The sequence below is a fragment of the Acinetobacter sp. 2JN-4 genome, assembly GCF_003687745.1.
GTDB classification, from domain to species: domain Bacteria; phylum Pseudomonadota; class Gammaproteobacteria; order Pseudomonadales; family Moraxellaceae; genus Acinetobacter; species Acinetobacter halotolerans.
In genome coordinates this window covers 174,891-198,955 of the sequence record NZ_RDNY01000001.1, presented here as the reverse complement: position 1 = coordinate 198,955, position 24,065 = coordinate 174,891, and the positions used below count along the sequence as shown (strand labels likewise).

Genomic DNA, 24,065 nt, shown 5'->3' with positions numbered 1-24,065 from the left:
ATTTCATCATCAAAAAAATCGGCTTTAATGTAATTTAACGTTTTATTGGCGCTGACGAACCATTTCAAAAAAACAGATTGAACCTGCGATAGCAACATTCAAAGATTCCTGTCCACCGGGTTGAGGAATCGCTACAGCTTGGGCATGTTCTAAAGCGTAGTCACTAGCACCTTGTCCTTCGTTGCCTAAAATCCAAACACAGGCTTGAGTTAAATCTTTTGAATATAAGCTTGTAGAGCGATGTGAGCTGGTGACAAAAACAGGGATTTCAAATTTTGAAAGAATGTCATTCAGTTGAATATTTTCAAAACAGCTTAAACTAAAGTGTGCCCCCATGCCTGCACGTAAGACACGTGGTGACCAGAGTGATGCTGAGCCTTGAGTACATATAATTTGTTTGATATTGGCTGCTGCTGCTGAACGTAAAAGTGTTCCAACATTGCCTGGATCTTGAACATTTTCAAGAATGAGTGTGTCTTTACTAAAGTCAATATCTTGTGAATTTGGGGGTAAATCAATAATTGCTAGACAAGGCAACGTCGTGTCTAAAATACTCAAATCTTTGTATAAAGACTCACTAATGACAAAGACATGACCAGGATATTGGTCAATGATTTTCTCTAAATCGGGGTGTTCTAATGCTTTTTCAGTGGTAAATAAAGACGTGATTTTGTTTTGTTGTTGCAACCATGCAAGACAAAGATGGATACCTTCTAGAACGGTTTGCTGATTTTTTTTTCGAGCACTATTGAGTTCGATCAGCCCACGCAAATGTTTGATTTTTGCATTGTCTTTTGATTCTAGAAAAATAAGTGACATAAAATAAATATCCAAAAGGGCAGTATAAATTAATTATAATGCCCTGATAATTAAAAGTAATTAATGATAACTTGTGACGCGTTCAACTTCATTTTTTGAACCAATAATCACGGGCACACGTTGATGTAATTCCGTTGGTTGAATTTCCATAATACGAACACGCCCTGTTGTTGATGCACCACCAGCTTGTTCAATCAACATACTCATCGGGTTTGCTTCATACATTAAGCGTAAACGACCCGCTTTTTTCGGGTCTTTTAAATCGTAAGGGTAGAGGAAGATACCGCCACGACATAAAATACGATGGATATCGCCAACCATACATGCAACCCAACGCATATTGAAGTCTTTTTCACGTACTGAGGTTTTCCCAGCGAGAAGTTCATCAATATAACGTTTTACAGGATTTTCCCAATGACGCTGGTTGGATGAGTTAATCGCAAATTCTTGAGTATCTGCTGAAACTTGAACTTGTTCAGTCGTCAATAAGAATGTTTGAGACGTTGGATCAAATGTAAAGAATGCGACTCCAGCACCTACAGTAAGTGCTAACATCGTTGATGGGCCATAGAGTACATAGCCTGCAGCAACTTGTTCTGTACCTGCTTGCATAAAGTCAGCAGATTGAGTCACTGCATTTTTAGCAGGTAAGATAGAGAAAATCGTACCGACACACATATTAATGTCGATGTTGCTTGAACCATCTAAAGGATCAAACAAAACAAGATATTTTCCATTTTCTTGGGCAGGGGTAAAATCATCTAATTCTTCAGATGCTAGGCCGCCAACCTGAGGGTGAACTTTTAAAGCGTCAATTAAATAATCATTAGAGATTACGTCTAGTTTTTTTTGTGTTTCACCTTGAACATTTTCATTTTCAGCACTGCCTAGAATTCCTGCTAAAGCACCTTTTTGAAGTGCTAGATCAATGGTTTGACATGTCGCTGCAATTGTTTCGATGACTTGTGCCAACTCTGGAGTCAAATTCCCGTTTTGTTGTTCTAGGTATTGGGTCAAGCTGAGGTTTGACATAATTAAATAGCTCCGATTTAGCAGCGTCAAAATAGATGAAAAAGAATGTGGCTATTCTAGATGAGAACGCTCAAAAATAAAAATTATCTTACTTTATTTATGTTGCTTTTATGATTACATGTATGCCATTACATGCTATGTTGGACGGATAATAGACAGGATGTTTGGAGGTTAAAATGTCAACCAAAAATTTTGAAGCGACACCTACTGAAAGTGAAGCAATCAGCTTAGAGAAAATTTCTAAAGAAAGTGTCAAAGATGCTTGGAAGGATTACGAAGCTAAACCTGAATATAAGGAATTTAATAAGCATGATCTGATTGAGTCAATGCAACCCGCAGAATCAGACGATCCCCAATCACAGACATAAAAAATGCTCACATGATGTGAGCATTTTTTATTGAAATGTGCTTATCTCAATAATGGTGGAACTGCTTCATAGTTAATTTCTACACGGCGGTTTTCTTTCCATGCAGCTTCGTTATGACCTGCATTTACAGGTGCTTCTTTACCATAGCTGACCGCTTCAAGTTGCTGTGGGCTTACACCATTTGTAACTAAAAAGCTTTCTACTGCTTTAGCACGACGTTCACCTAGTGCCATGTTGTATTCACGTGTACCACGCTCATCTGTATGTCCAGTAAGTGCAACACGTGAGTTTGCATTGGCGATTAGAAATTGAGCATGCGCTTGTAGTGTTTGGTAATCTTCATTTGATAGATCACTACTATCATAATCAAAATGTACAACGCGTTTAGCTAAGAATGCTTTGTTGGCAGCGGTTACGCCTTTAGATGATGCACCCGCTAAGTTTTGAGCGTTTAGTGCGGCATCTTCACTTAAACCTTCAGTACTGACAGTCGTACCAGTAGGTGTGTTACCAGCAGTAATGTCAGTCGCTGGTTTGCGGCTTGCACAACCAGTAAAAACAAGTGTAGCTGCAATGAAGGGAAGGGTTAGGTATTTCATATTCATGTGATTCTCCAATAGATCCGATTTCTTCAATAGATTAAGGTTATTTTGGTGCCCAAGCTGGTTCACGTACTTCGCCTTGCTCGCTTGGTAAATTCATACGGAAACGACCATCAGTAGACATGATCGACAATAAACCTCGATTGCCCTCACGTGTCGCATAAACAACCATTTGACCATTCGGTGAGAAGCTTGGTGATTCATCTAAACTGGTTGGGGTTAAAATATTGGTGATGCCTGTATTAATATCTTGAAGGGCAACTTTATAACTGCTTCCACTTGGGCGATGTACTAGAGCAAGTCTTTTACCATCTGCACTAAGTGTACCGCGTGCATTGAAAGCACCTCTGAACGTCAAACGTTTAACGGATTTATCATCAAAAGTATAGCGATAAATTTGTGGAGAACCACCACGATCAGAAGTGAAAATGAATGATTTTCCATCTGGTGCATAGCGTGCTTCCGTGTCAATCGCAGTGTCGTTGGTCATGCGTTGTACTTGGCGTGTATTCAGATTCATTTGATAGATTTCTGGATTGCCATGCATAGAAGCAGTAAAGAGCATAGATCGACCATCTGGAGAGAAGCTTGGTGCTCCATTTAGCCCTCTAAAACTTGCTAAAACTTCACGTTGACCTGTCGCTAAATCTTGAAGATAAATCGCAGGGCGTTTGGTTTCAAATGAAACATAGGCAATTTTTTTAGCGTCAGGTGACCACGTTGGTGAAAGAATTGGATCACGTGATGCTAATACTGTTTTAGGTTGCTCACCATCGGTATCTGCAACTTGCAAGGTATAGCGTTGAGCAGGAGTTGCTTGGTTACGCAACACATAGGCAATGCGCCCACTAAAATCTCCAGCAATACCTGTCAATGCTTGATAGATAGCATCACTGATCATGTGTCCAGCTTGGCGAACGCGTCCCGCAGGTACTGTTAAAACTTCATTGAGTAAGTATTGTTGCTTTTGGACATCGTAGAGTTGATAGTGAATTTCAAAGGTATTGGCATTAATGGCTTTGCTTTGACCCACAACGACGTATGGAACGCCTGCATTTTGCCAATCGCCAGCCTGAATCTGATTCATACTTGCTGTTGCTGGCAGATTTTTTGAGGCGCTGGTAAAGCGACCAGAACGGTTTAAATCATTTTCAACAATAGGGTAGATCGCAGAATCATTTGTAAATGGCACGATTGCGATTTTAGGTGCTTTTTCGGGCGCTTTTGCAATTTCTAGGTGAAGTTGAGCAAAAGCTGTTACCGGAATAGCGGCACTAATCGCAGTGAAAACTGCGATGGCGATGAGATGCTTACGAGTCTTTTCCATATTTAAAATTACTTGCTTTCGTGTTTTTGTGGCTGTTGATTATTTAACATAGTTACATGCTTTGTGCTATGGAAAGCATGTAACGTTAACTATTTATTACTATTTTGCAGTGAAACTTGAAGTAAAGCTTCTTGCTTCTCGACGAGCGTCAGGATCTTCAGGCATTGGGTAGGGTGCGGCAGATCTTACAGCGGCTTCGATACTTGCTTTCATATCTGGATCAGCTGAGTTAACGATGACTGACATCACAGCACCACTATCGTTGAGAGTCACTCTAGCTGTTGCTTTCTTACCAGAAGAGTCCATTGGAATATTCCAAGAACGATAAATTTTTTGCTCAAAATCACGTTTCGCTGTTGAAGCAATACGCCTAGATTCAGCTTTTTTCTGTGCGGCTTCTTGTTCAGCTTGTTTTGCAGCAGCAGCTTTCGCGTCTGCATCAGCTTTTGCTTTAGCATCTGCGTCAGCTTTACGTTTCGCGTCTGCATCAGCTTTTGCTTTAGCATCTGCGTCAGCTTTACGTTTCGCGTCTGCATCAGCTTTTGCCTTAGCATCTGCGTCAGCTTTACGTTTCGCGTCTGCATCAGCTTTTGCTTTAGCATCTGCCTCAGCTTTTGCCTTAGCATCTGCATCAGCTTTACGTTTCGCATCTGCCTCAGCTTTTGCCTTAGCATCTGCATCGGCTTTGCGTTTCGCATCTGCCTCAGCTTTTGCCTTAGCATCTGCGTCAGCTCTGCGTTTCGCGTCTGCATCGGCTTTGCGTTTCGCGTCTGCCTCAGCTTTTGCCTTAGCATCTGCATCAGCTTTACGTTTCGCATCTGCCTCAGCTTTTGCCTTAGCATCTGCATCGGCTTTGCGTTTTGCATCAGCCTCAGCTTTTGCCTTGGCATCAGCATCGGCTTGTTTGGCTTTACTTGCCTCATCAGCCTGACGTTTTTGTTCTGCCAATTTTTCTTGTTGCGCTTGTTCAGCTTTTTGCTTTTCAGCAGCAAGCTGTTGTTCAGTCGGTTGTGATGGTGTTGCAGGTAAATTTTGTGGCAATGTATCGTCGACAATAGGACCTTGAATTTCCTCAGCTTGGTTCTCGGCTGTTGTTTCAGAGTCTATTTGTTTTGGTAGGTCTTCGGGTTTTACCAAAGTAGTCGTCAACTTTTTAGGTTGCTCAAGTGGTTTGCTCATACCCAAATACAATAAGCCAACAATAGCCACGACATGAACACCGAGTGTAAAACCCAGTGCAATCGCATTTTGTTTTTGTTGAAAAGGTGGCTTTTGAAATTTTTTCATAGCTTATTTTAACGGCTCTGTCAGTAAGCCCACTTGGGTTAAACCTGCTTCTTGTAAACTTGCCATGAGTGCAATGACTTCCCTATAAGGGCGTGATTGGTCACCATTGACTAAGACGGTAAGTGTTTTATTGTCTTGTTCAGCTTTTGTCTGAGCTTCAGTTAAAATATTTTCTAATTCCTGCAATGATAAAATTTTATTTTTATCGTGATCTTGGAACTCTAGATAAATATTACCGCTGCTCCCTAGTGTAACGATAGGCGGTCGCTCTTGGGTTTCAATAGGAGGTGTGTTTGCTTGAGGTAAGTCAACTTTAATGCCGCTAGTGATCATGGGTGCTGTGACCATAAAAATAACCAACAGCACTAACATGACATCAATATATGGAACGACATTCATATCACTTTTCAGTGGTTTTTTGATGCGCTCAAAACGTCCAAATCGTTGAATCGCCATTATGCATCTTCCTGAGTCGTTCCAACAGATTGGCGTTGTAACAGGGCAACCATTTCTTCTGCAAATAAGGCACGATCTGTATAAATTGCTTCGCCTTTAGCTGTAAAGTGGTTAAATGCAAGTACAGCAGGGATCGCAGCAAATAAACCAATCGCTGTCGCAATGAGTGCCTCAGCAATACCTGGTGCAACGGTTGCTAAAGTCACTTGATCGACTGCGGCTAGACCAATAAAAGCATTCATGATCCCCCATACAGTACCAAATAAACCTATATATGGCGCAACAGAACCGATACTTGCCAGCACGCCTAAACTTTGCTCTAAGTGACCTTGTTCACGACTTAAACCGACACGAAGGATTCGTTCGGTTCCATCAATGGTTTGTGTGGTATCTGCTTTACGTTTTTTTAGTTTAAAAAACTCAGCTAAACCTTGATAAAAAATATCTTCTAAACCATGACGTTTAGAGTTGAGTTGGGCATTGTTATAAAGCGTATTTAACTCGGCACCTGACCAAAACATTTTTTGAAAATGTTCATCGGCTTGTCCTGTTTTTTTATAGCTCATATGTAATTTAGCAATTACATACCAGCTATAAATAGAAGCAAATAACAAGATCAGCATGACCAGTTGTACAACAGGGCTTGCTTGTAAAATAAGGTCGGAAATATGCATTGAAGAGTCTAAATTAGTTGCCATAAGTTCAGTGCCAAAAGTTTATTTTTCGTCCTGTGCTAATTCTTTTTGAATCAGATCACGAATTTCTTCAGGCAGTCTACGCGGCATTAACTCTTTATTGAGACATGCCAACACAACCTCACCTGAAGCCAGCAAGATTTCACCACGATAAATATTTTGTTGCAACACAAAAGATGCTGCTTTACACGAAATAACACGTGCTGTAACGGTAATCAAATCATCCATTAATATAGGACGTACATATTTGACCTGAATTTGATGTACAACGAAGTTGTAATCTTGTTGATGCCAGTAGTGATCTACGCCTGCTGCGCGTAACCATTCAGTACGGGCACGCTCCATAAAACGAATATGATTGGCATGGTAAACAATACCGCCTGCGTCAGTGTCTTCGATATATACACGGATATTGAATTCAAAATGATTTGCCATGTCCTTTAACCTATTTCAGTATGTTTCGGGCGATGGTGGAATGATAGGGTTTCGAGCTAGCGATGGAAATAGTAATAAATAACATATTGGTGACGGAGGGGAAAAATAAAGCCCTGTGAAAGGGCTTATTTGGATAAAGTGATAATTGCTTAAAACTCGTTCCAGTCTTGTGAAAAAGTTTGAACAAGTTTTCCATCTGCATAAGTACTAACTAACGCTGTGCCATTAGTAGCTTGATTAATTGAAATAGCATTTCTTTGATTATAGAGATCAGTAATTTCAACATTTGCGGAACTTGGTTTTAAGTCCAAAAGATCTTTAAGTGTTGAAAAATTTAATATAGAAGCAAAATTGACTGAAAAAATGTTGCCGTTGAATTCACCGTCTATTTCTCCTTTTGTAAAATCTTCTATATGACTACTTGATAGGTAATAATTTGAGATGAACTGGTAATTTTTTAGGTTGTATAGATAGTGGTTTTTATTATCAAGTTTTTCTACTAATTCGAGCGTGGACTGATCAACTTCGTATGTCTGCTTAATAAGATCATAAGTAGATGATGATGTTTGGATTATTTTCCCATTAAAAATGATTGATTTTTCACTTAAATCAATATTTATATTTGACAGCTTTAATTCATTTTTTAGTGATGCTGTAGTGTTATTACTAATGGATTGAATTGTGCCAGAAACTGTACCTGAGAATGGAGTGTCTTGAAAAGGATAATTAAAATTTTTACAGTTATTTAGCGTAATACTGTTGTCACTATTTATTTTTACTGTTCCAGTTCCACAAGAAAAATCTAAGTTTGTGACTCTCTCATAAATGCTTTGTGTAAGACCGGTGATATAAAGTATTGAATTATTTGATATATGTGATAGATTTACTACGGACTTACTGATGATCTCGGTTGTTTCTACTTTTTTATAATCTAGTTTTTGTTTACCATTAAAATCCGTCTGATTATCATCTCCATCACCGCAAGCTGTTAATAAGGCTAGACTAATATAAAGTATTGTTGTTAAAAACTTATTTTTCATTTCAATCCTTAATAAAATAGTAAGGTAAGTAGAATAATCTGTAAATTATTTTAATTACTTTACTATGAAAAGTATTTTATTAATAATAAATTTTATTCAGGCGGTGTCAAACCAAACTGTAAATATGCCATATTGGTTGCAATACGTCCACGTGCGGTTCGCATCACATAACCTTGTTGGATTAAATAAGGCTCAATTACATCTTCCAATGTTCCACTATCTTCTGCCATTGCTGCGGCTAGGGCCTCAACACCAGTCGGTCGTCCTTCAAAACGTTCTAAAAGCATAGATAAATAACGGCGATCTAAAGTATCTAAACCATCTTTATCGACATTGAGCATATCCAAAGCGCGTTGTGCCATGTCTTGTGTTACTTCACCATTGCCTTTGACTTGGGCATAGTCACGTACACGACGCAATAAGCGATTGGCAATACGTGGTGTGCCACGCGCACGACGAGCAATTTCTGTTGAACCTTCTTTAGTTATCGGCACATCCATCAGGTTGGCAGAGCGTGTGACAATATGAGTGAGATCCGCGACTGAATAAAATTCTAAACGTTGCACAATACCGAAGCGGTCACGTAAAGGCGAGGTGAGTAGACCTGCACGTGTTGTTGCAGCGACCAAAGTGAATGGGGGGAGGTCTAATTTAATTGAGCGAGCAGCAGGACCTTCACCAATCATAATATCCAGTTGGTAGTCTTCCATCGCTGGATAAAGAATTTCTTCAATCACTGGAGATAGACGATGAATTTCGTCAATAAATAAAACGTCACCTTCTTCAAGATTGGTCAGCATCGCGGCCAAATCTCCTGCACGTTCCAATACAGGCCCAGAGGTTGACTTTAAATTACCACCCATTTCACGTGCGATAATATTTGCGAGTGTCGTTTTCCCCAATCCTGGTGGACCGAAAATCAAGGTGTGGTCTAAGGCTTCACCCCGTCCACGAGCAGCCCCAATAAAGATTTCCATTTGCTCGCGTACCACAGGCTGACCAATATAGTCTGCGAGTGAAGTTGGACGGATGGCACGATCAAAGTGATCTTCAGGTTTTTCAGAACCACTGATTAAACGGTCTTGCATAATTGATTTGGTCTATCTTTATTTATTTAATGATTTAAGCGCAGCACGGATGATATCACTCGCTTCGGTAAATTCGGCTTTAACGGATTGAATCAGTTTTTGAGCTTCAAGTGGTTTATAGCCTAATGATTGTAAAGCAGCTTCAGCTTCAGCAACAGCAGAGTTTCCAGTGAATTGTATTTGAGTTGATGCTGAGTTAATCGAAGTCGTATGAGTTGAAAATGCTTTGAAACGATCACGTAGTTCAATCATCAAGCGTTCAGCGGTCTTAGCGCCGACACCAGGGACTTTCACCAATGTTTTGACATCACCATTTTCAACGGTATGTATCAGCATATCCACGCTCAAGGTTGAAAGAATACCTAAAGCCATTTTAGGGCCAACGCCATTGACTTTAAGTAAGGTGCGAAAAATGGTTTTTTCATTGGTATCAATAAAACCATAGAGTTGTTGAGCATCTTCACGGACAACCAAATGCGTCCATAAAGTCACTTTCTGTCCTTTTTGTAATTGGCAAAATGTCGAAAGAGGGGTATCTATTTCATAGCCGACACCATTTACATTCAGTAATACAGTTGGGGCTTCTAAGGCAAACACTTCGCCAATTAAACATCCGATCATTGAGTCTTTCACTTATTTGTTAATGGTTGAATAGTAGATGCCATTTGTTCTAAACGCAAAATGGCTTTTAGAATTTCTTTACGATTTCGCGTGGATTTTATCCAAGCAGGTAATCGCGAAAAATAACTGCGATTATAATTTGGAAATTTACGTTCTCTTAGATCGGCTTGAATAAAGTTTTTCAATATTTCTAAATGAGTTAGGTTATAAACACAGATTTGGCCCTGTCGAACAGCTATATTTAAAAATAATGGATATGAATAATAAGGATCAAAGCCAACTTTTGAGTAACTGATTTTTCTTAAAGTATAGGCAGAGTCATTAAACCTATTTTCTCGTAGGCAGAAATTACAGCTTACAGTTATCTCTCGTGGAATAAGTGATTTACGGGCATATTGCCTAATATATTTGTATTTTCCTTTCTTACATATTGTACATTTCGTATTTATCTCGACTTCACATGCACCCCTCCATTCAGTTATATTTTGATTTAAATTAAAGTAATAACTCATGTAGTCATAACTTTGGGCACGAATATGCTGTAAAGCTTTGCGATATGTACACTGAGTACAAAAGACCTTTACTATTTCCGATTCTTGCTCTTTTATCTCAATAATTTTTGCGAGCTTTTGACATGCTGGACAATGCACCCAAATTTCAGGTTTGAGAAGAGATAAGCTACTTATACCTTTATCAATAAATCGAGACATTAAAAGAAACCTATTTTATTGCCTTTCAGCTCCTGTGCCAAACTATAGGCTTGGTGGTCAGAGAACTTACTAATAATATCTAAGACCTGCATAATATTTTGATAATGATTGCTTTGGAAGTTTGCCCCTGAGTGCTGCAAAATCGAAAGCAAACGCTGTTCTTTAAAACTTAAGCTCTTATGTGGCATGGTCAATGGAACAAAAGCATCTAAAATTGTTTGTAAGCTTTGATGCGCAATAATTTCCAAACCTGATTTTTGTGGATGTTCAAAGATCCGATCTCGGGCAAGATTTTTTGCAGTTTGAATGCCTGCTTCGATATCAGGGGAGCAGTATTGTAAAAGGCTACCTTTGAGCTGACCTGTCAAGATTTCATAATGATGCTTGGCAAATGCTGAACTGACTTCTTCGACGAGACGCTTCATGACACGTCCACGCAAAGCTGCGATTTTTTGTTGCCATGTGGTGTGGGGTAAAAACAACTCTTCGGGACGACCAAAGTCGGCGATTAAATTCAGAAATATGGGTTCGACTTCATCATAGTCCAACATATTTAAAATAATGCCATCTTCTAAATCAATCAGCGCATAGCAGATGTCATCTGCTGCCTCTAATAAATAAGTCAATGGATGACGACAATAATGATATTCACCAAGTTGGATTAATCCTAGTTGTTCAGCAAGCTGTTTTAAAATTTCTTTTTCAGATTGATAACAACCAAACTTTGCTCTTTGATGAGATGGAATATCACCTTGTGCTTCAATGGTTTTGGATAACCACGGATATTTGAGATAAGCGCCTAAAGTGGCACAAGTGAGGCGCATGCCACCATCGTCAGGATGATAATCAATACGACTCAATAAGCGAAGACCTTGAGCATTACCTTCGAATTGACGCACATCGGCGGCTTCTTCTGGAGTCAGTTTTGTAAGAAAGTCTCGATGTGAAGCATCATCAAACCATTCTCGAATAGCATATTCGCCCGCATGCCCAAAAGGTGGGTTGCCAATATCATGGGCGAGACAGGCTGCTTGAATAATTGCACCCACATCTGCAGGTGAAATCCAAACGGGTAATTCATCTTTAATCTTTTCCGCAGCGAGCATGCCTAAAGAGCGTCCGATACAGGACACTTCTAGCGAATGGGTTAAACGAGTATGGATACCATCATGTTGGGTAAGCGGATGAACCTGTGTTTTTCTATTCAGTTGACGAAAGCTTTGGGAAAATATAATTCTGTCATAATCTTTATGAAATGGACTTCGAGCCAATTCTGAACTGCTTTTTTTACTACCTAAACGAATTGCAGAAAGCAATTCCAACCAACGCATTTGTTCCATGTATCATGATTCACTATCAATTCACGATCATCATGCCAAAAAAAATATCAAAGCACTAGGGTGGAGCGACATAAGTTGTCTTAGATCAGTCTGCGTCATAAATGTCGAGATGAATAGAAATATAATTTATTGTGATAAACGCTTATCCAAACTGGAAATTATTAAAAAAGATGCAGTAAAAATAAGTGATATTGATTGTTTTACAAACTAAAAGAATTGTTACGAATACAGTCACAGTCATAAGGCTAAAAGGAATTCGCTAATTTACAGCAGAAAACTCTAGTTTTTAAGATGGATATGGCTAGCTGAAAAGAGCCTTTCACAGTAGAATATGCGCTCTTTCATAAGTCACATTGCGGTAGGTCTGTTCGATCTGCCCGTGGAGCCAAAGTCAACATGTTTATCGTGGCCGGTGCATCAGCACATTCTTCTTTTAAGAAAGCTCAACTCTTAAACCGTTTAACGTCAATGAGTTCTGTTCAATCTTTTGACAGCCAGTGGGTTTATTTGTTTGATCAAGCGCTCAACGAGCAGCAGTATCAATCGGCATTACAACTATTAAACGATGGTCAATCTTTTGAACTTCGCCAAGCTGCAAGTGATGAAATCCAGATTTTAGTAACACCACGTGTCGGCACAATCTCGCCGTGGTCATCTAAAGCAACCGATATTTTCCAAAACTGTAATACGCCGATTCATCGTTTAGAACGTGGTCTTTTATTTACCTTAAAAGGGGTAAAAGAGATTTCGAACGAAGTGAAATTGGCATTACATGACCGCATGACAGAAAATGTTTTTGCTCAAATTGAAGATGCAACTGCACTGTTTTCTGAAACCGCACCAAAACCGTTGAACTCGATTGATATTTTGGGTCAAGGTAAAGATGCACTAGTTAAAGCCAATAATGAATTTGGTTTTGCGCTCTCTGATGAAGAAATTGATTACTTAGTGGCAGCATTTTCTAAGTTGGGTCGTAATCCAAATGACATCGAATTGATGATGTTTGCACAGGCAAATTCTGAACATTGTCGTCATAAAATCTTTGGTTCTGAATGGACAATTGATGGTGAGAAACAACCATTATCATTGTTCCAAATGATTAAGAACACCTATAAAGAATCTCCAAACGATGTGTTATCAGCTTATAAAGATAATGCTTCTGTGATCGTCGGTTATGACACCATGCGTTTTTATCCAAAAGCGGATGAAAATGGTCACTTCGTATATAAATACAAGAGCCAAGCAGCTCACATCTTAATGAAGGTTGAAACCCACAACCATCCGACCGCAATTTCTCCATTCGCTGGCGCTGCAACAGGTTCTGGCGGTGAAATTCGTGACGAAGGTGCGACAGGTCGTGGTGGTAAACCTAAAGCAGGTTTAACAGGCTTTACGGTTTCTAACTTAAATATTCCGGGTTTTGAACAGCCTTGGGAAGAGAACTACGGCAAACCTTCACGTATGGCATCGCCATTACAAATTATGATTGAAGGTCCATTGGGCGGCGCGGCATTTAACAATGAATTCGGTCGTCCTGCGCTGAATGGTTATTTCCGTACTTTCGAACAGAATGTAAATGGTGAAGTGAAAGGCTTCCACAAACCAATCATGATCGCAGGTGGTTACGGTAATATCCGTCCAGACCATGTGGAAAAAGATGCGATTCAACCGGGTGACTTACTCATTGTATTGGGTGGCCAAGCAATGTTGATCGGTCTAGGTGGTGGTGCTGCATCTTCTGTAGATAGTGGTACGATGGGTGAGAGCCTTGATTTCGCTTCAGTACAACGTGAAAACCCAGAAATGGAACGCCGTTGCCAAGAAGTGATTGACACTTGCTGGCGCTTAGAAGACTTCAACCCAATCGTTTCTGTACATGACGTTGGGGCAGGTGGTTTATCAAATGCGATGCCTGAACTTGTGAACGATCACGAGTTAGGTGCGGTGCTCAATCTTCGTAAGATTCCATCATTAGAGCCGGGCATGAGCCCAATGGAAATCTGGTCAAATGAAGCGCAAGAGCGTTATGTACTTGCCATTCGCCCAGAGTCTTTAGCACAATTTGAATCAATCTGTGCACGTGAACGTTGTCCGTTTGCTGTATTGGGTGAAGCGACAGAAGCACGTCATTTAACAGTTGAAGATCCGTTGTTTGAAAACAATGCAGTCGATATCCCGATGCAAGTGATGTTGGGTGGTACGCCACGTATGCAACGTGCGTATGAAACCATTGAACGTACAGGCACTGACTTTGATGCATCAAAAGTTGATTTGAAGGATGCGATCTTCCGCGTATTGAAAAATCCAACGGTTGCTTCTAAATCATTCTTGATCACCATTGGCGATCGTTCGATTACCGGTATGGTTGCACGTGACCAAATGGTGGGGCGTTGGCAAGTTCCTGTTGCAGATGCAGCAGTAACCACAACGAGCTTACAAGGCTTCACAGGTGAGGCAATGGCAATGGGTGAACGTCCACCAGTTGCATTGTTAAACCCTGCTGCATCTGCTCGTTTAGCAGTTGCGGAAGCGATTACCAATATTGCATGTGCCAACATTGAACAAATCAGTGATATCAAACTTTCTGCAAACTGGATGGCTGCGGCTGGTCAAAAAGGTGAAGACCAAGCGTTGTTTGAAGGGGTGAAAGCGATTGGTATGGAAATGTGTCCTGCATTGGGCATCGCCATTCCAGTTGGTAAAGACTCACTTTCAATGCGTACGACTTGGAATGATGGTGAAGACAAAGCCGTAACTTCTCCAATGACAGGTGTGATCACTGCATTTGCACCAGTTTTAGATGTACGTAAAACATTAACACCTGAACTTAAGAACTTAGAAGACTCAGTACTTGTACGTATTGATTTATCTAAAGGTCAGTTCCGCCTAGGTGGTTCGATCTTGGCACAGGTGTATAAAGCCATCGGTTCAGTGACACCTGACGTCGATAGTTTTGATGACTTCAAAGCATTCTTTGCCTTGATTCAGGACTGGAATAATCGTGGTGTGATCAAGGCTTACCATGACATCGGTGATGGTGGTTTACTCGCGACTGTTGCTGAAATGATGTTTGCTTCACGCTTGGGTGTCGCTTTAGAAAATCAAAGCACTGAAAGCTTATTTGCTGAAGAAATTGGTGCGGTACTGCAAATCACAGCGGCGGATTGGGCACAGTTAGAAGTTGAAGTTGCAGCCTCTAGTCTGAAAGATGCCATTGCAGTTGTCGGTCGTGTGAATACTACGGATCAATTGGCGGTCAATGGTTTAATGCTTGAGCGTGCTGAATTGCAACAAGCATGGGCAGAAGTATCGCATCAGATCCAACGCTTACGTGACAACGTAGAAACTGCGGATCAAGAGTTTGCATTAATCGCAGATAAAAACCATAAAGGTTTGATTGCCCAAGCGACTTATGATTTAAATGAACCTGTTGAAGCGCCGTTTATCAATACCCGTCGTCCAAACATGGCCATCTTGCGTGAGCAGGGTGTCAACGGTCATGTCGAAATGGCTGCTGCATTTGACAAAGTCGGCTTTAATACCATCGACGTACACATGAGTGACTTGCTTGCAGGTCGTGTCAGCTTGAGCGACTTCGAAGGTTTAGTGGCATGTGGTGGCTTCTCATACGGTGACGTGATGGGTGCTGGTGGTGGTTGGGCGAAATCAGTATTGTTCAACGCGAAACTACGTGATCAGTTTGAACAATTCTTCCATCGTGAAGATACCTTCAGCTTAGGTGTGTGTAACGGCTGTCAAATGATCTCTCAACTTGCGCCATTGATTCCGGGTGCAGAGCATTGGGGACGTTTCCATCGCAACATGTCAGAGGTATTTGAAGCGCGTGCAGTCAATGTTCGTGTAGAGAAATCGGTATCTATCTTGCTTGAAGATATGCAAGGTTCAATTTTACCGATTGCGGTTGCGCATGGTGAAGGTCGTTTAGTTGCAACTGAACAACAACTTGCAGCTTTAAATGCTGAGAACCAAGTGGTGTTACGTTATGTGGATAGCTTGGGTAATCCAACTCAGCACTATCCATTGAACCCGAATGGTTCACCTGAAGCGATTACAGGCTTAACCTCTAAAGATGGTCGTGCAACAGTGATGATGCCACATCCAGAACGTAACTTCCGTGCTTTGCAGCATTCTTGGAAGCCTGAAGATTGGGCTGAAGATGGTGCTTGGTTGCGTATGTTCCGCAATGCCCGTAAATTTATTGGTTAATGTGACTTAACCATAAGAGCCACCGAAAGGTGGCTTTTTTATTATAATCCATCAGCTATTGGCGAAAGCCAATCCGTGTATTTATCTCTTAAAGCATTTCTTTTTGCATCATTAAAAATAATAAAATCAATACCACCATCATAGGGAGCAACAATGATGTTCTGCTCAAAAGAAACCATAAAAGCGCGAACTTCATCATCGGCGATCTTTCTCAATAACTCATTGTGTTGATTAGCTTGCCAAATTGTTTCTATAGAATATGGTCTAAAAAAAGAATCTTCTTCGTCATCATCATAATCTTCAGGATTTAGTTGCTTTAAGTTTATTTCTTGCTCTAAATGAAATTTGTAGGGGAGTATAAAGGCTGGATCATAGTCTTTATTGTTACGGGAATGGCTAAAATAGTGACCTGAAACTATAAATATAGAGGTGTTTTCCCCAAAACAATCTGTAATGATTTCATTATGTCGATCTAATAACAATTCATATTCGGCAGGTGTATCCGCATACCTTTTTGATTCAGGCAGGCTATGGATTCTTAACCAAGATTGTGGAAAGTAGTGCTTAAGTAGGTGAGAAATTGAGAGGTTGTTGGGATAGAAGTGATCCCATTGAGATTGAAATGAGTTGCTCATATTTTGAAATCGAAGAATTTAGTAATATATTATTAATATAATTTGGCATAGCTAATTTAAGAAGTAAAATTTTTGAAGTATAGCTTCATATCAATTTTACTTTTAAAAAACTGGTTCAATTTTTGCTTTCTCAATAATGATCATAAAAATCGGAGAACAACATGATGAAAAACGAAAATTACATGAGGACGATCCATAGCAAAGATAAAGGTTGGTTTTGGTTTGGTTTAACCATCGTCATCCAAATTTTATTTATCTTAGTGAGTTATCTTGTGATGAATATTTCACTTTGATTTTTCTTTATTTTTAAGGCTATGATCTAGCTAAATTCATAAAGATAAAAGCTGCTAAACATATGCTAAAACTCATCTACTATGTCCCTGAATCACACCTAGAATCAACCAAACAAGCCATATTTTCAGTTGGTGCAGGTGGGATAGGGAATTATGAACACTGCGCGTGGCAAGTGAAAGGCATCGGGCAGTTTAAGCCCGTTAAAGGTGCAAATCCATTTTTAGGGCAGTTAGATGAATTAGAACAACTCGAAGAATGGCGTGTTGAAACGATTGTCCCAGAAGAAAAAGCCAGTGCTGTCGCCAAAGCATTAAAGGCAAGCCATCCTTATGAAGAGCCTGCCTTTGAGTTTATCCAAATATTAGATATTGAATAATTAGGGTCTGCTGACATTTCAGCCATGCATTGCGTTATCGGCTAAAACGACATAAACAAGGCATGAAACGCAGGCAATGGTGGCCCTCTTGTCAAATTTATACTTTTTGAATAAATAGGTCACGATCGAAACGATATTGCGGGAAGAACACACCATCTTCTGCTCGTTCACCTGCGCTAATCACCATCACCGGATATTGTTGATCATTAAGCTTTAAGATTTTACGAACCAAAGGTTCATCGAATCCTTCCATCATACAACTATCAAAACCGTAGGCACGTAATGCCAATACAAAATTTTCACATGCTAAAGCGGTCGTTTTAGTCGCCCATAGTTTTGCATCGGCAGGGTTAAATGCAGTCACAGGCAGTTGTTTATCGAGTGTGCGGGCAACCTTAAATGCAACTTTCTTAAAATTACCCAATGCATTGAAGTAACCTGTTTTATAGTTATATGGAATAAAACGATAATACTTTTGTACAGCAGGTGGTGCTTCAGGGAAAGGGAACTCAGTGATATTCAGTTTTGCCATTTCATCAACGCGATCTGTACGAGCAACACATACGATCAATTCAGGTGCTGTTTTGGCCGCAAGTTGGTTTAAACATGCTTTGACCAGTTGTTTTTTCTTGGCTGGATTTTGCACAACGTAAAACGTCCAAGGTTGTAAATTCGATGAGTTGGGTGCAAGCAATGCCAAATCCAAACATTCATCTAAAATTTCGCTTGGAATCGGTTTATCAGTAAATTTACGTACTGAACGGCGGCTTTCAACGACTTTGCGGAAGTTGGCAACATCAATGTCTTGTGGCGCAGGTTCGTAATAGCGTTTTTTTTCGGAAGATGTTTTTTGGGTTGTCATGAGTTCGATATTTTCCTAAATATTTATTCTTCTATTGGGACATTCCGACAAAAACCAACTGATGAAGTGAACAAGTTACTTTTTTATAAAAATATAGAATCAGTAAATTTTTAGAATCAAAGCATATCTAAATAAAAAAGCAAGTTACTCAAGGGGAATAACTTGCTTTTAAAATCAAAAATGATGTGAAGATTAAGCCGTTACAGTTTCTAGTTTTGGTTCTGGACGTTTGAGTAATGCATAACTGATTCCTGTAATACAGCTACCCGCTGTAATTGCAGCGAGGTACAGCCACGCATGATTAATCGCATTTGGAATCAGTAAAACAAATACGCCGCCATGTGGTGTAACCAGTTCACAGTGGAATAAGGCGACCAATGCACCCGTAACAGCACCACCTAAAATACAAGCTGGAATCACACGCATTGGATCTTTAGCTGCAAAGGGAATTGCACCTTCCGAAATAAAACATAGACCTAGTACAAAGGCAGCTTTGCCAGCATCACGTTCACTTTGATTGAATTTATTTTTTGCTAACAAAGTTGCAATCGCCATACCAATGGCGGGAACCATACCGCCAGCCATGGTCGCCGCCATTGGCATATAGGTATTTGTCGTGAGTAACCCTACTGTGAAGGCATAAGCCGCTTTATTAATTGGACCGCCCAAATCAATACACATCATTGATGCGAGGACGATGCCCATCAAAACAGCATTGGTTGTGCCCATATTGTTAAGGAAATCTTTCATCATTTCAAAGATATGTGCGACTGGCTGTCCAACCACATAGTACATAATCAGACCTACTGATAGTGTGGCTAAAAGTGGAATGATCAGAATAGGTTTCAATGACTCTAAACTGGTTGGCAATTTGATTTTCTTGGCGAGAAATAGGGCAATGTAACCTGCGAGGAAACCTGAAACGATACCACCCAGAAAACCAGCGTCAAGTTGTGTGGCAATTAATCCACCAATCAAGCCTGGCGCTAAACCAGGACGGTCAGCAATTGAATAGGCAATATAACCCGACAGCATTGGCACCATTAAGGTAAATGCTGCTGCACCGATTTGCTTTAATATATAAGCTAAGCTTCCTGTTTCTTCCGCTGCATTAAGACCAAAACAAAGTGATAGCGCAATTAAAAGACCACCTGCCACGACCATAGGCAGCATGAAAGACACACCAGTCAGTAGGTGCTTATAAACGCCAGTTTTTTCTTGGCTTTTATTTTCTGCCGTTTGTTTACTTTGTTTTGATGATTCGAGAACGGCCGCTTCACTGATTGCTTCGGCGAACGCTTTATCTGTTTGTTTAAGCGCAAAACCTGTACTGCAACGATAAACACGTTTACCCACAAATCGATCGGTATTCACTTCAATATCAGTGGCTAGAATAACAATGTCAGCTGCAGCAATGGCTTCATCAGTGAGGATGTTTTTTGCACCTACAGAGCCTTGTGTTTCAACATCAATCCGATAGCCAAGCTTATTTGCACCTTGTTGTAATGCTTCGGCAGCCATAAATGTATGAGCAACACCTGTTGGGCAAGCTGTAATCGCAACAAAACGTTGAGCTTGCTGTATGCTGTTCAGTTGAGTTTCAGCTTTTAGTTGATCAATTGGCTGTGCATGCGCTAAAGCGTATTCAAAGGCCTGTTCAAGCGCTTGATTCGCTTGTTCTAGTGAAATGGTTACGACTGGATAGGCTTTAAATGGGTCAAGTTGAGTCGGTGTCTGACCAATAAAAATAACTTTACTAAATGCAATGTCAGGAATTTGATCTTTTACTGAAATGGTATGACTTTCAAAACCTTGTTGTTTCGCAAGTTGCGCCAATTTTTTTGTCAGAATCAATGCATCAACAGGATTTTGAGGATGATTGATGACCAATAAGAGAGAGTTAAGGGTTTGCATCAGATTCACTCAAGGTTTTGATCGTTGTGTGTTGTTTTAAATCAGCTAAAAGTTCAGGGGTTGGAACACGAAAGCCCACCTGAGTTACGGCATGACTGGCAATTGCCGTTGCTGTTGCTAGGATATCGTCTGTCGATAACTGGCATGCTAGCCCATGAATCATGCCCGCCAAAAGAGAATCTCCAGCACCTACAGTACTTTTCACATGTACTTGAGGTGGTTGTGCAGCATAAGCTTTGTTTTGATGAAGCCAATGTACGCCATGTTCACCCATTGAAATGACAATATGCTCAATTTGAGCATTGAGTGATTTGAATAAGTGTTGTTGATCTTTAAGACTTTTAACAGACACCCCAAAACTTTCTTGTAATTCGTCGGTGTTGGGTTTGATCATCCATGGATTCATGGCGATCGCAGCAGTTAAAGCTTTTCCACTCGTGTCTACAGCGACAGGTTTGTTTTGTATGTGTAGGATTTGCATGAGCTGTTTTAAATCATCCACGCCAAAGCCCAACGGTAGGCTACCCGCAATCACCACATAATCTACTGAGTCGCTACATTGTTGAATACGTTTGAACAATGCTTGTTTATCTTCGGTAGAAACTTGAAAGCCTTGACCATTAATATCGGTCATTCGTCCAGACTGTTCAGCAATTTTGATGTTTTGGCGAGTTTCACCGTCAATATAAATAAATTGGTCGTCAAACTGCATCGCTTGAAAATGCTGCTTAAAGAGCATTTGGTTTTTTGTGCCTAAAAAACCTGACACAATCAATTCATGTCCTAAATCATGTAACACTTGGGCAACATTAAGTCCTTTACCCGCAGCATGATATTGAAGGTTCTGTTGACGATTGACTTCGCCGATACGTAACTGTTCAAGTTCGATGGTGGCATCAATGGCAGGGTTGAGGGTAATGGTTAAAATTTTAGCCATGTGTTTGCTCCACGAATGATCGAACGGCAGGCGCACTTTCACATTTGAGTGCTTGTTGGGCAAGCTGTTGGCAATCAGCAAAATTAAGCTGACGAATTTGTGCTTTCACTAGCGGAATACTGGACGCTGACATACTGAGTTCGTCCACACCTAAACCCAGTAAAACAGGCACAGCTTTGGGATCTGCTGCAAGTTCGCCACAGACACCGACCCATTTTTGCTGTGCGTGAGCTGCACGTACAGTTTGATCAATTAACATTAAAATACTTGGGTGTAGTCCATCAGCTTCGGCAGATAAAATAGGATGTCCGCGATCGATCGCTAACGTGTATTGGGTTAAGTCATTTGTGCCGATACTGAAAAAATCGACTTCTTTTGCAAGCAAGGGTGCGATTAAGGCTGCTGATGGAACTTCAATCATAATGCCGACTTCGAGGTTCGGGCAGGGATGCTTGAGCAAAACCTCATCTAAAATTGCTTTAGCAGCGCGCCATTCTTCAATACGTCCGACCATTGGAAACATGATTCTTAAAGGGCGATCATCCGCAGCACGAACCAATGCCATTAATTGTTGACGTAATAATTGTGGTTTACGTAAGGTTAAACGGATACCACGCACGCCCAAGAAAGGGTTTTCCTCAGCATCTATCGGTAAGTAAGGTAACGGTTTATCACCACCGACATCTAAAGTACGGACTACCAAAGGTCGACCGGCCAAGCTATCTAATACATGGCGGTATTCTTTTTCTTGTACGTCTTCGTCAGGTGCTTGGCGATGCGCCATAAAGACTAATTCTGTGCGTAATAAACCAATTGCTTCTGCACCATAGTTCACCGCTTTTTCAGTATCTAAAATTTTACCAAGATTGGCTGCTACTTCGACTTGGTGCTGATCTAAGGTAATTGCTGGCTCGTGACAATGTTGCTCTGCTTCATGGCGACGTTGATGTTGCAGTTCACGGTCATGAATGGCGTGGTCAATTTGTGCTTGAGATGGATTGATTTCAAATGCACCTGTATCTCCATTAATCAACACCGTTGTATGTGGAGCAATATCTAATACCGCTTTACTTGCACCTACAACAGCAGGAATACCTAAAGCACGAGCAACAATCGCACTATGTGCACTTGCACCACCCACAGCAGTCAGAATGCCTGCGACACGGTCTTTATTCAGACGAGCGACATCACTTGGCCCAACATCATGCATGATTAAAATATAGGGTTGATCAGGTTCTTGAACCGCCACTTCATCACATAAAACTGCTAAGACTTTGTCTCCAATATCACGCAAATCTGCAGCACGTTCAGCGAGCAATCGATCAGGTAAAGCAGCTTGGGCTTGAGCTGCTTTTTCAATATATTCGTACCATGCAGTTGGGGCAGTTAGGTTCTGATTCAGCGCTTGGTGAACTTGTTGGATCAGGTCAGGATCATCCAACATTTCCAGATGTGCCATGAATATCTGTTTAATTTCATTGGCTTCAGTCTTTGCAATCAGTTGATGAAGGGTGTTTTTAACACTATGCAGCGCAATTTCTAGTTTTTCCTTTTCTGCCTTAACATTATTTCCAAAACGTTCATATTGGAAATGTTTTGGTTTGATCACATGCGCTGGACCAAAAGCGAGACCTGTCGATGCTGCTATTCCTGTTGTTGGTGTTGCGATACTTTCTTCAAAATCAATGCTTGAAATTTGTTGAGTCGCTACTTTTTCTTCAATGGCTTCGACTTCTTCACCTAAACCTTGCTGAACGGCTTGGATGATGATAGGAAGCGCCTCAACAGCATCTGTATTTGGTTCAGCAATGAAAGTAAGTGTTTGCCCATATTTGCAACCCATTGCGAGCAGTTTGGTTAAGCTTTTTGCAGAGATGAATTGTCCATCATCCACAGTAACTCGAATATCACCTTGATAGGTTTTGGTAAGATTGACAAGTTGAGTCGCAGGGCGGGCATGCAGTCCGTGAGCATTTGCCAGAATAATACTTTGTGATGGCCAATCTGGGATCGTTTCCGCGCCAACCAGTTTGGCTATATCTTGGCGATGATGTTGATCACTGAGTTGTTGTTGGATTTGTGGTTGGAATAATAAATCGAGCAAACGTTGTAATTGTGGGTAATTTAATTGTTCATGTTGAGCAATACAAATCAAGGTTTGAATTTGACCATTTTTAAAATCAATAGCTTGATCTGCTTTGACAATACTGACCGCAGATTGTGAAACATAATTTTTCGCTGAAATAGACCAAAGCGTATCTTGAATTTGGATGAGATTTTTAGGATCAAGTTGGCTAATGAAACCAGCCTCAACTAATTTTTGTTGTTTAAGTAATTTATTTGCTGACCATAAGAAATCGTCAATATCGGTGGCTTGAACTTGAGTTTCGATCAAATTTTCATGCAAAATGATTGTTTCAGGTTGAGCCTGTAAAATCTCAATAATTTGCGCTGCACTTTTAGCGTGTTGGACTTGATCTGAAACATCCTGAGAGAGTGCACGAGTCAGAATTTGTAAAACTTGTAAATGCTCATCAGACTTTGCGGCAATGACAACTGCCAAATAGACTTTGTTTTCACCATCCCAAACCACACCTTCAGGAAAATGTGCCAAGCGAATCCCTGTTTCTAAAATAAATTCACGGGATTGGGGGGTGCCATGAGGGATCGCAATTCCTTGACCCAAATAGGTTGCACTTTGGGCTTCACGTGCATGTAATCCAGATAAATAATCTGCTTTGACTAATTGATCTTGAACCAAAATATTGGCTAAACATTCGAGTGCTTCTGCCTTATCCTTAGCAGATTGATTCATATGTACATGTTGTGGTTCAAGTACAAACATAAAACATCCTTTGATGATGAAAATAATAGTCTCTGTTAAGTCCACGCTCAGAACTGCCAACAAAGATATTTTTAGAGTAACCGTTTATGTCACATGCAGCTGTAGCAGCGGTCAACAGCGCACGTCAAAGATAAAAAAAAGAAGCTAATTTCCAC

22 protein-coding genes are annotated in these 24,065 nt (G+C 40.5%); 4 read left to right on the top strand and 18 right to left on the bottom strand.

Going from position 1 to position 24,065, the window contains the following annotated elements; all coding sequences use genetic code 11:
• Nucleotides 1-42 precede the first annotated feature (42 nt).
• Both EAH57_RS01105 and EAH57_RS01100 read right to left on the bottom strand, forming a co-directional pair.
• Complete coding sequence (locus EAH57_RS01105) at nt 43-819, bottom strand: TrmH family RNA methyltransferase (protein ID WP_121928475.1); 777 nt, start codon at nt 817-819, stop codon at nt 43-45.
• Nucleotides 820-879: 60 nt separating this feature from the next.
• Nucleotides 880-1,851: a class 1 fructose-bisphosphatase gene (locus tag EAH57_RS01100; protein ID WP_004668924.1), complete on the bottom strand. Its 972-nt coding sequence runs from the start codon at nt 1,849-1,851 to the stop codon at nt 880-882.
• Between the two features lie 176 nt (nt 1,852-2,027).
• Between EAH57_RS01100 and EAH57_RS01095 the strand changes: the two genes are divergently transcribed.
• Nucleotides 2,028-2,219: an NF038105 family protein gene (locus tag EAH57_RS01095; RefSeq protein WP_121928474.1), complete on the top strand. Its 192-nt coding sequence runs from the start codon at nt 2,028-2,030 to the stop codon at nt 2,217-2,219.
• Nucleotides 2,220-2,260: 41 nt separating this feature from the next.
• Here EAH57_RS01095 and pal read toward each other — a convergent pair whose 3' ends face one another.
• The 11 genes from pal to EAH57_RS01040 all read right to left on the bottom strand — a co-directional run bounded on the left by pal (nt 2,261) and on the right by EAH57_RS01040 (nt 11,820).
• Nucleotides 2,261-2,824 (bottom strand): peptidoglycan-associated lipoprotein Pal, encoded by a 564-nt coding sequence (gene pal / locus EAH57_RS01090; RefSeq protein ID WP_121928473.1) that lies wholly within the window; start codon nt 2,822-2,824, stop codon nt 2,261-2,263.
• A gap of 40 nt (nt 2,825-2,864) precedes the next feature.
• Entirely contained in the window at nt 2,865-4,148 is a 1,284-nt protein-coding gene (gene tolB / locus EAH57_RS01085; RefSeq protein WP_121928472.1) for a Tol-Pal system beta propeller repeat protein TolB, read from the bottom strand.
• A gap of 99 nt (nt 4,149-4,247) precedes the next feature.
• Nucleotides 4,248-5,435 (bottom strand): cell envelope integrity protein TolA, encoded by a 1,188-nt coding sequence (gene tolA / locus EAH57_RS01080; RefSeq protein ID WP_121928471.1) that lies wholly within the window; start codon nt 5,433-5,435, stop codon nt 4,248-4,250.
• A 3-nt stretch (nt 5,436-5,438) separates the two neighbouring features.
• Nucleotides 5,439-5,891 carry a protein TolR gene (gene tolR / locus EAH57_RS01075; protein ID WP_121928470.1) on the bottom strand — a complete coding sequence of 151 codons (453 nt, stop codon included), beginning with the start codon at nt 5,889-5,891 and terminating at the stop codon, nt 5,439-5,441.
• Nucleotides 5,891-6,589, bottom strand: coding sequence for a protein TolQ (tolQ, locus tag EAH57_RS01070; protein WP_004668917.1), 699 nt, complete (start codon nt 6,587-6,589; stop codon nt 5,891-5,893). The genes tolR and tolQ overlap by 1 nt, the downstream gene beginning before the upstream one ends.
• An 18-nt stretch (nt 6,590-6,607) precedes the next feature.
• A complete protein-coding gene (ybgC, locus tag EAH57_RS01065; protein ID WP_121928469.1) occupies nt 6,608-7,021 on the bottom strand; it encodes a tol-pal system-associated acyl-CoA thioesterase in 414 nt (137 codons plus the stop codon).
• 149 nt (nt 7,022-7,170) lie between these two features.
• On the bottom strand, nt 7,171-8,061 hold the full coding sequence (locus EAH57_RS01060; RefSeq protein ID WP_121928468.1) for a hypothetical protein: 891 nt from the start codon (nt 8,059-8,061) through the stop codon (nt 7,171-7,173).
• 92 nt (nt 8,062-8,153) lie between these two features.
• Nucleotides 8,154-9,149: a Holliday junction branch migration DNA helicase RuvB gene (gene ruvB / locus EAH57_RS01055; RefSeq protein WP_004668912.1), complete on the bottom strand. Its 996-nt coding sequence runs from the start codon at nt 9,147-9,149 to the stop codon at nt 8,154-8,156.
• Between the two features lie 18 nt (nt 9,150-9,167).
• Nucleotides 9,168-9,770 (bottom strand): Holliday junction branch migration protein RuvA, encoded by a 603-nt coding sequence (ruvA, locus tag EAH57_RS01050; RefSeq protein ID WP_121928467.1) that lies wholly within the window; start codon nt 9,768-9,770, stop codon nt 9,168-9,170.
• A gap of 8 nt (nt 9,771-9,778) precedes the next feature.
• Nucleotides 9,779-10,480, bottom strand: a complete 702-nt coding sequence (locus tag EAH57_RS01045) for a hypothetical protein (RefSeq protein WP_121928466.1) — start codon at nt 10,478-10,480, stop codon at nt 9,779-9,781.
• On the bottom strand, nt 10,480-11,820 hold the full coding sequence (locus EAH57_RS01040) for a deoxyguanosinetriphosphate triphosphohydrolase (RefSeq protein ID WP_121928465.1): 1,341 nt from the start codon (nt 11,818-11,820) through the stop codon (nt 10,480-10,482). The genes EAH57_RS01045 and EAH57_RS01040 overlap by 1 nt, the downstream gene beginning before the upstream one ends.
• A 396-nt stretch (nt 11,821-12,216) precedes the next feature.
• Between EAH57_RS01040 and purL the strand changes: the two genes are divergently transcribed.
• The gene (gene purL / locus EAH57_RS01035) at nt 12,217-16,047 is read left to right on the top strand and encodes a phosphoribosylformylglycinamidine synthase (protein ID WP_121928464.1); all 3,831 of its coding nucleotides are present in this window, start codon (nt 12,217-12,219) and stop codon (nt 16,045-16,047) included.
• Nucleotides 16,048-16,088: 41 nt separating this feature from the next.
• Here purL and EAH57_RS01030 read toward each other — a convergent pair whose 3' ends face one another.
• Entirely contained in the window at nt 16,089-16,682 is a 594-nt protein-coding gene (locus EAH57_RS01030; protein ID WP_121928463.1) for a hypothetical protein, read from the bottom strand.
• Between the two features lie 161 nt (nt 16,683-16,843).
• Between EAH57_RS01030 and EAH57_RS16195 the strand changes: the two genes are divergently transcribed.
• Complete coding sequence (locus EAH57_RS16195; protein ID WP_265936484.1) at nt 16,844-16,975, top strand: KGW motif small protein; 132 nt, start codon at nt 16,844-16,846, stop codon at nt 16,973-16,975.
• A gap of 62 nt (nt 16,976-17,037) precedes the next feature.
• Nucleotides 17,038-17,352, top strand: a complete 315-nt coding sequence (locus tag EAH57_RS01025) for a hypothetical protein (protein ID WP_004668903.1) — start codon at nt 17,038-17,040, stop codon at nt 17,350-17,352.
• Between the two features lie 97 nt (nt 17,353-17,449).
• Here EAH57_RS01025 and EAH57_RS01020 read toward each other — a convergent pair whose 3' ends face one another.
• From EAH57_RS01020 to ptsP, 4 genes are all read right to left on the bottom strand, one after another.
• Complete coding sequence (locus EAH57_RS01020) at nt 17,450-18,214, bottom strand: nitroreductase family protein (RefSeq protein ID WP_121928462.1); 765 nt, start codon at nt 18,212-18,214, stop codon at nt 17,450-17,452.
• A gap of 192 nt (nt 18,215-18,406) precedes the next feature.
• Nucleotides 18,407-20,128 carry a fructose-specific PTS transporter subunit EIIC gene (locus tag EAH57_RS01015; protein WP_121928461.1) on the bottom strand — a complete coding sequence of 574 codons (1,722 nt, stop codon included), beginning with the start codon at nt 20,126-20,128 and terminating at the stop codon, nt 18,407-18,409.
• Nucleotides 20,115-21,065, bottom strand: coding sequence for a 1-phosphofructokinase (gene pfkB / locus EAH57_RS01010; RefSeq protein WP_121928460.1), 951 nt, complete (start codon nt 21,063-21,065; stop codon nt 20,115-20,117). The genes EAH57_RS01015 and pfkB overlap by 14 nt, the downstream gene beginning before the upstream one ends.
• A complete protein-coding gene (ptsP, locus tag EAH57_RS01005) occupies nt 21,058-23,910 on the bottom strand; it encodes a phosphoenolpyruvate--protein phosphotransferase (protein WP_121928459.1) in 2,853 nt (950 codons plus the stop codon). Before ptsP ends, pfkB begins: the two co-directional genes overlap by 8 nt.
• Nucleotides 23,911-24,065 lie beyond the last annotated feature (155 nt).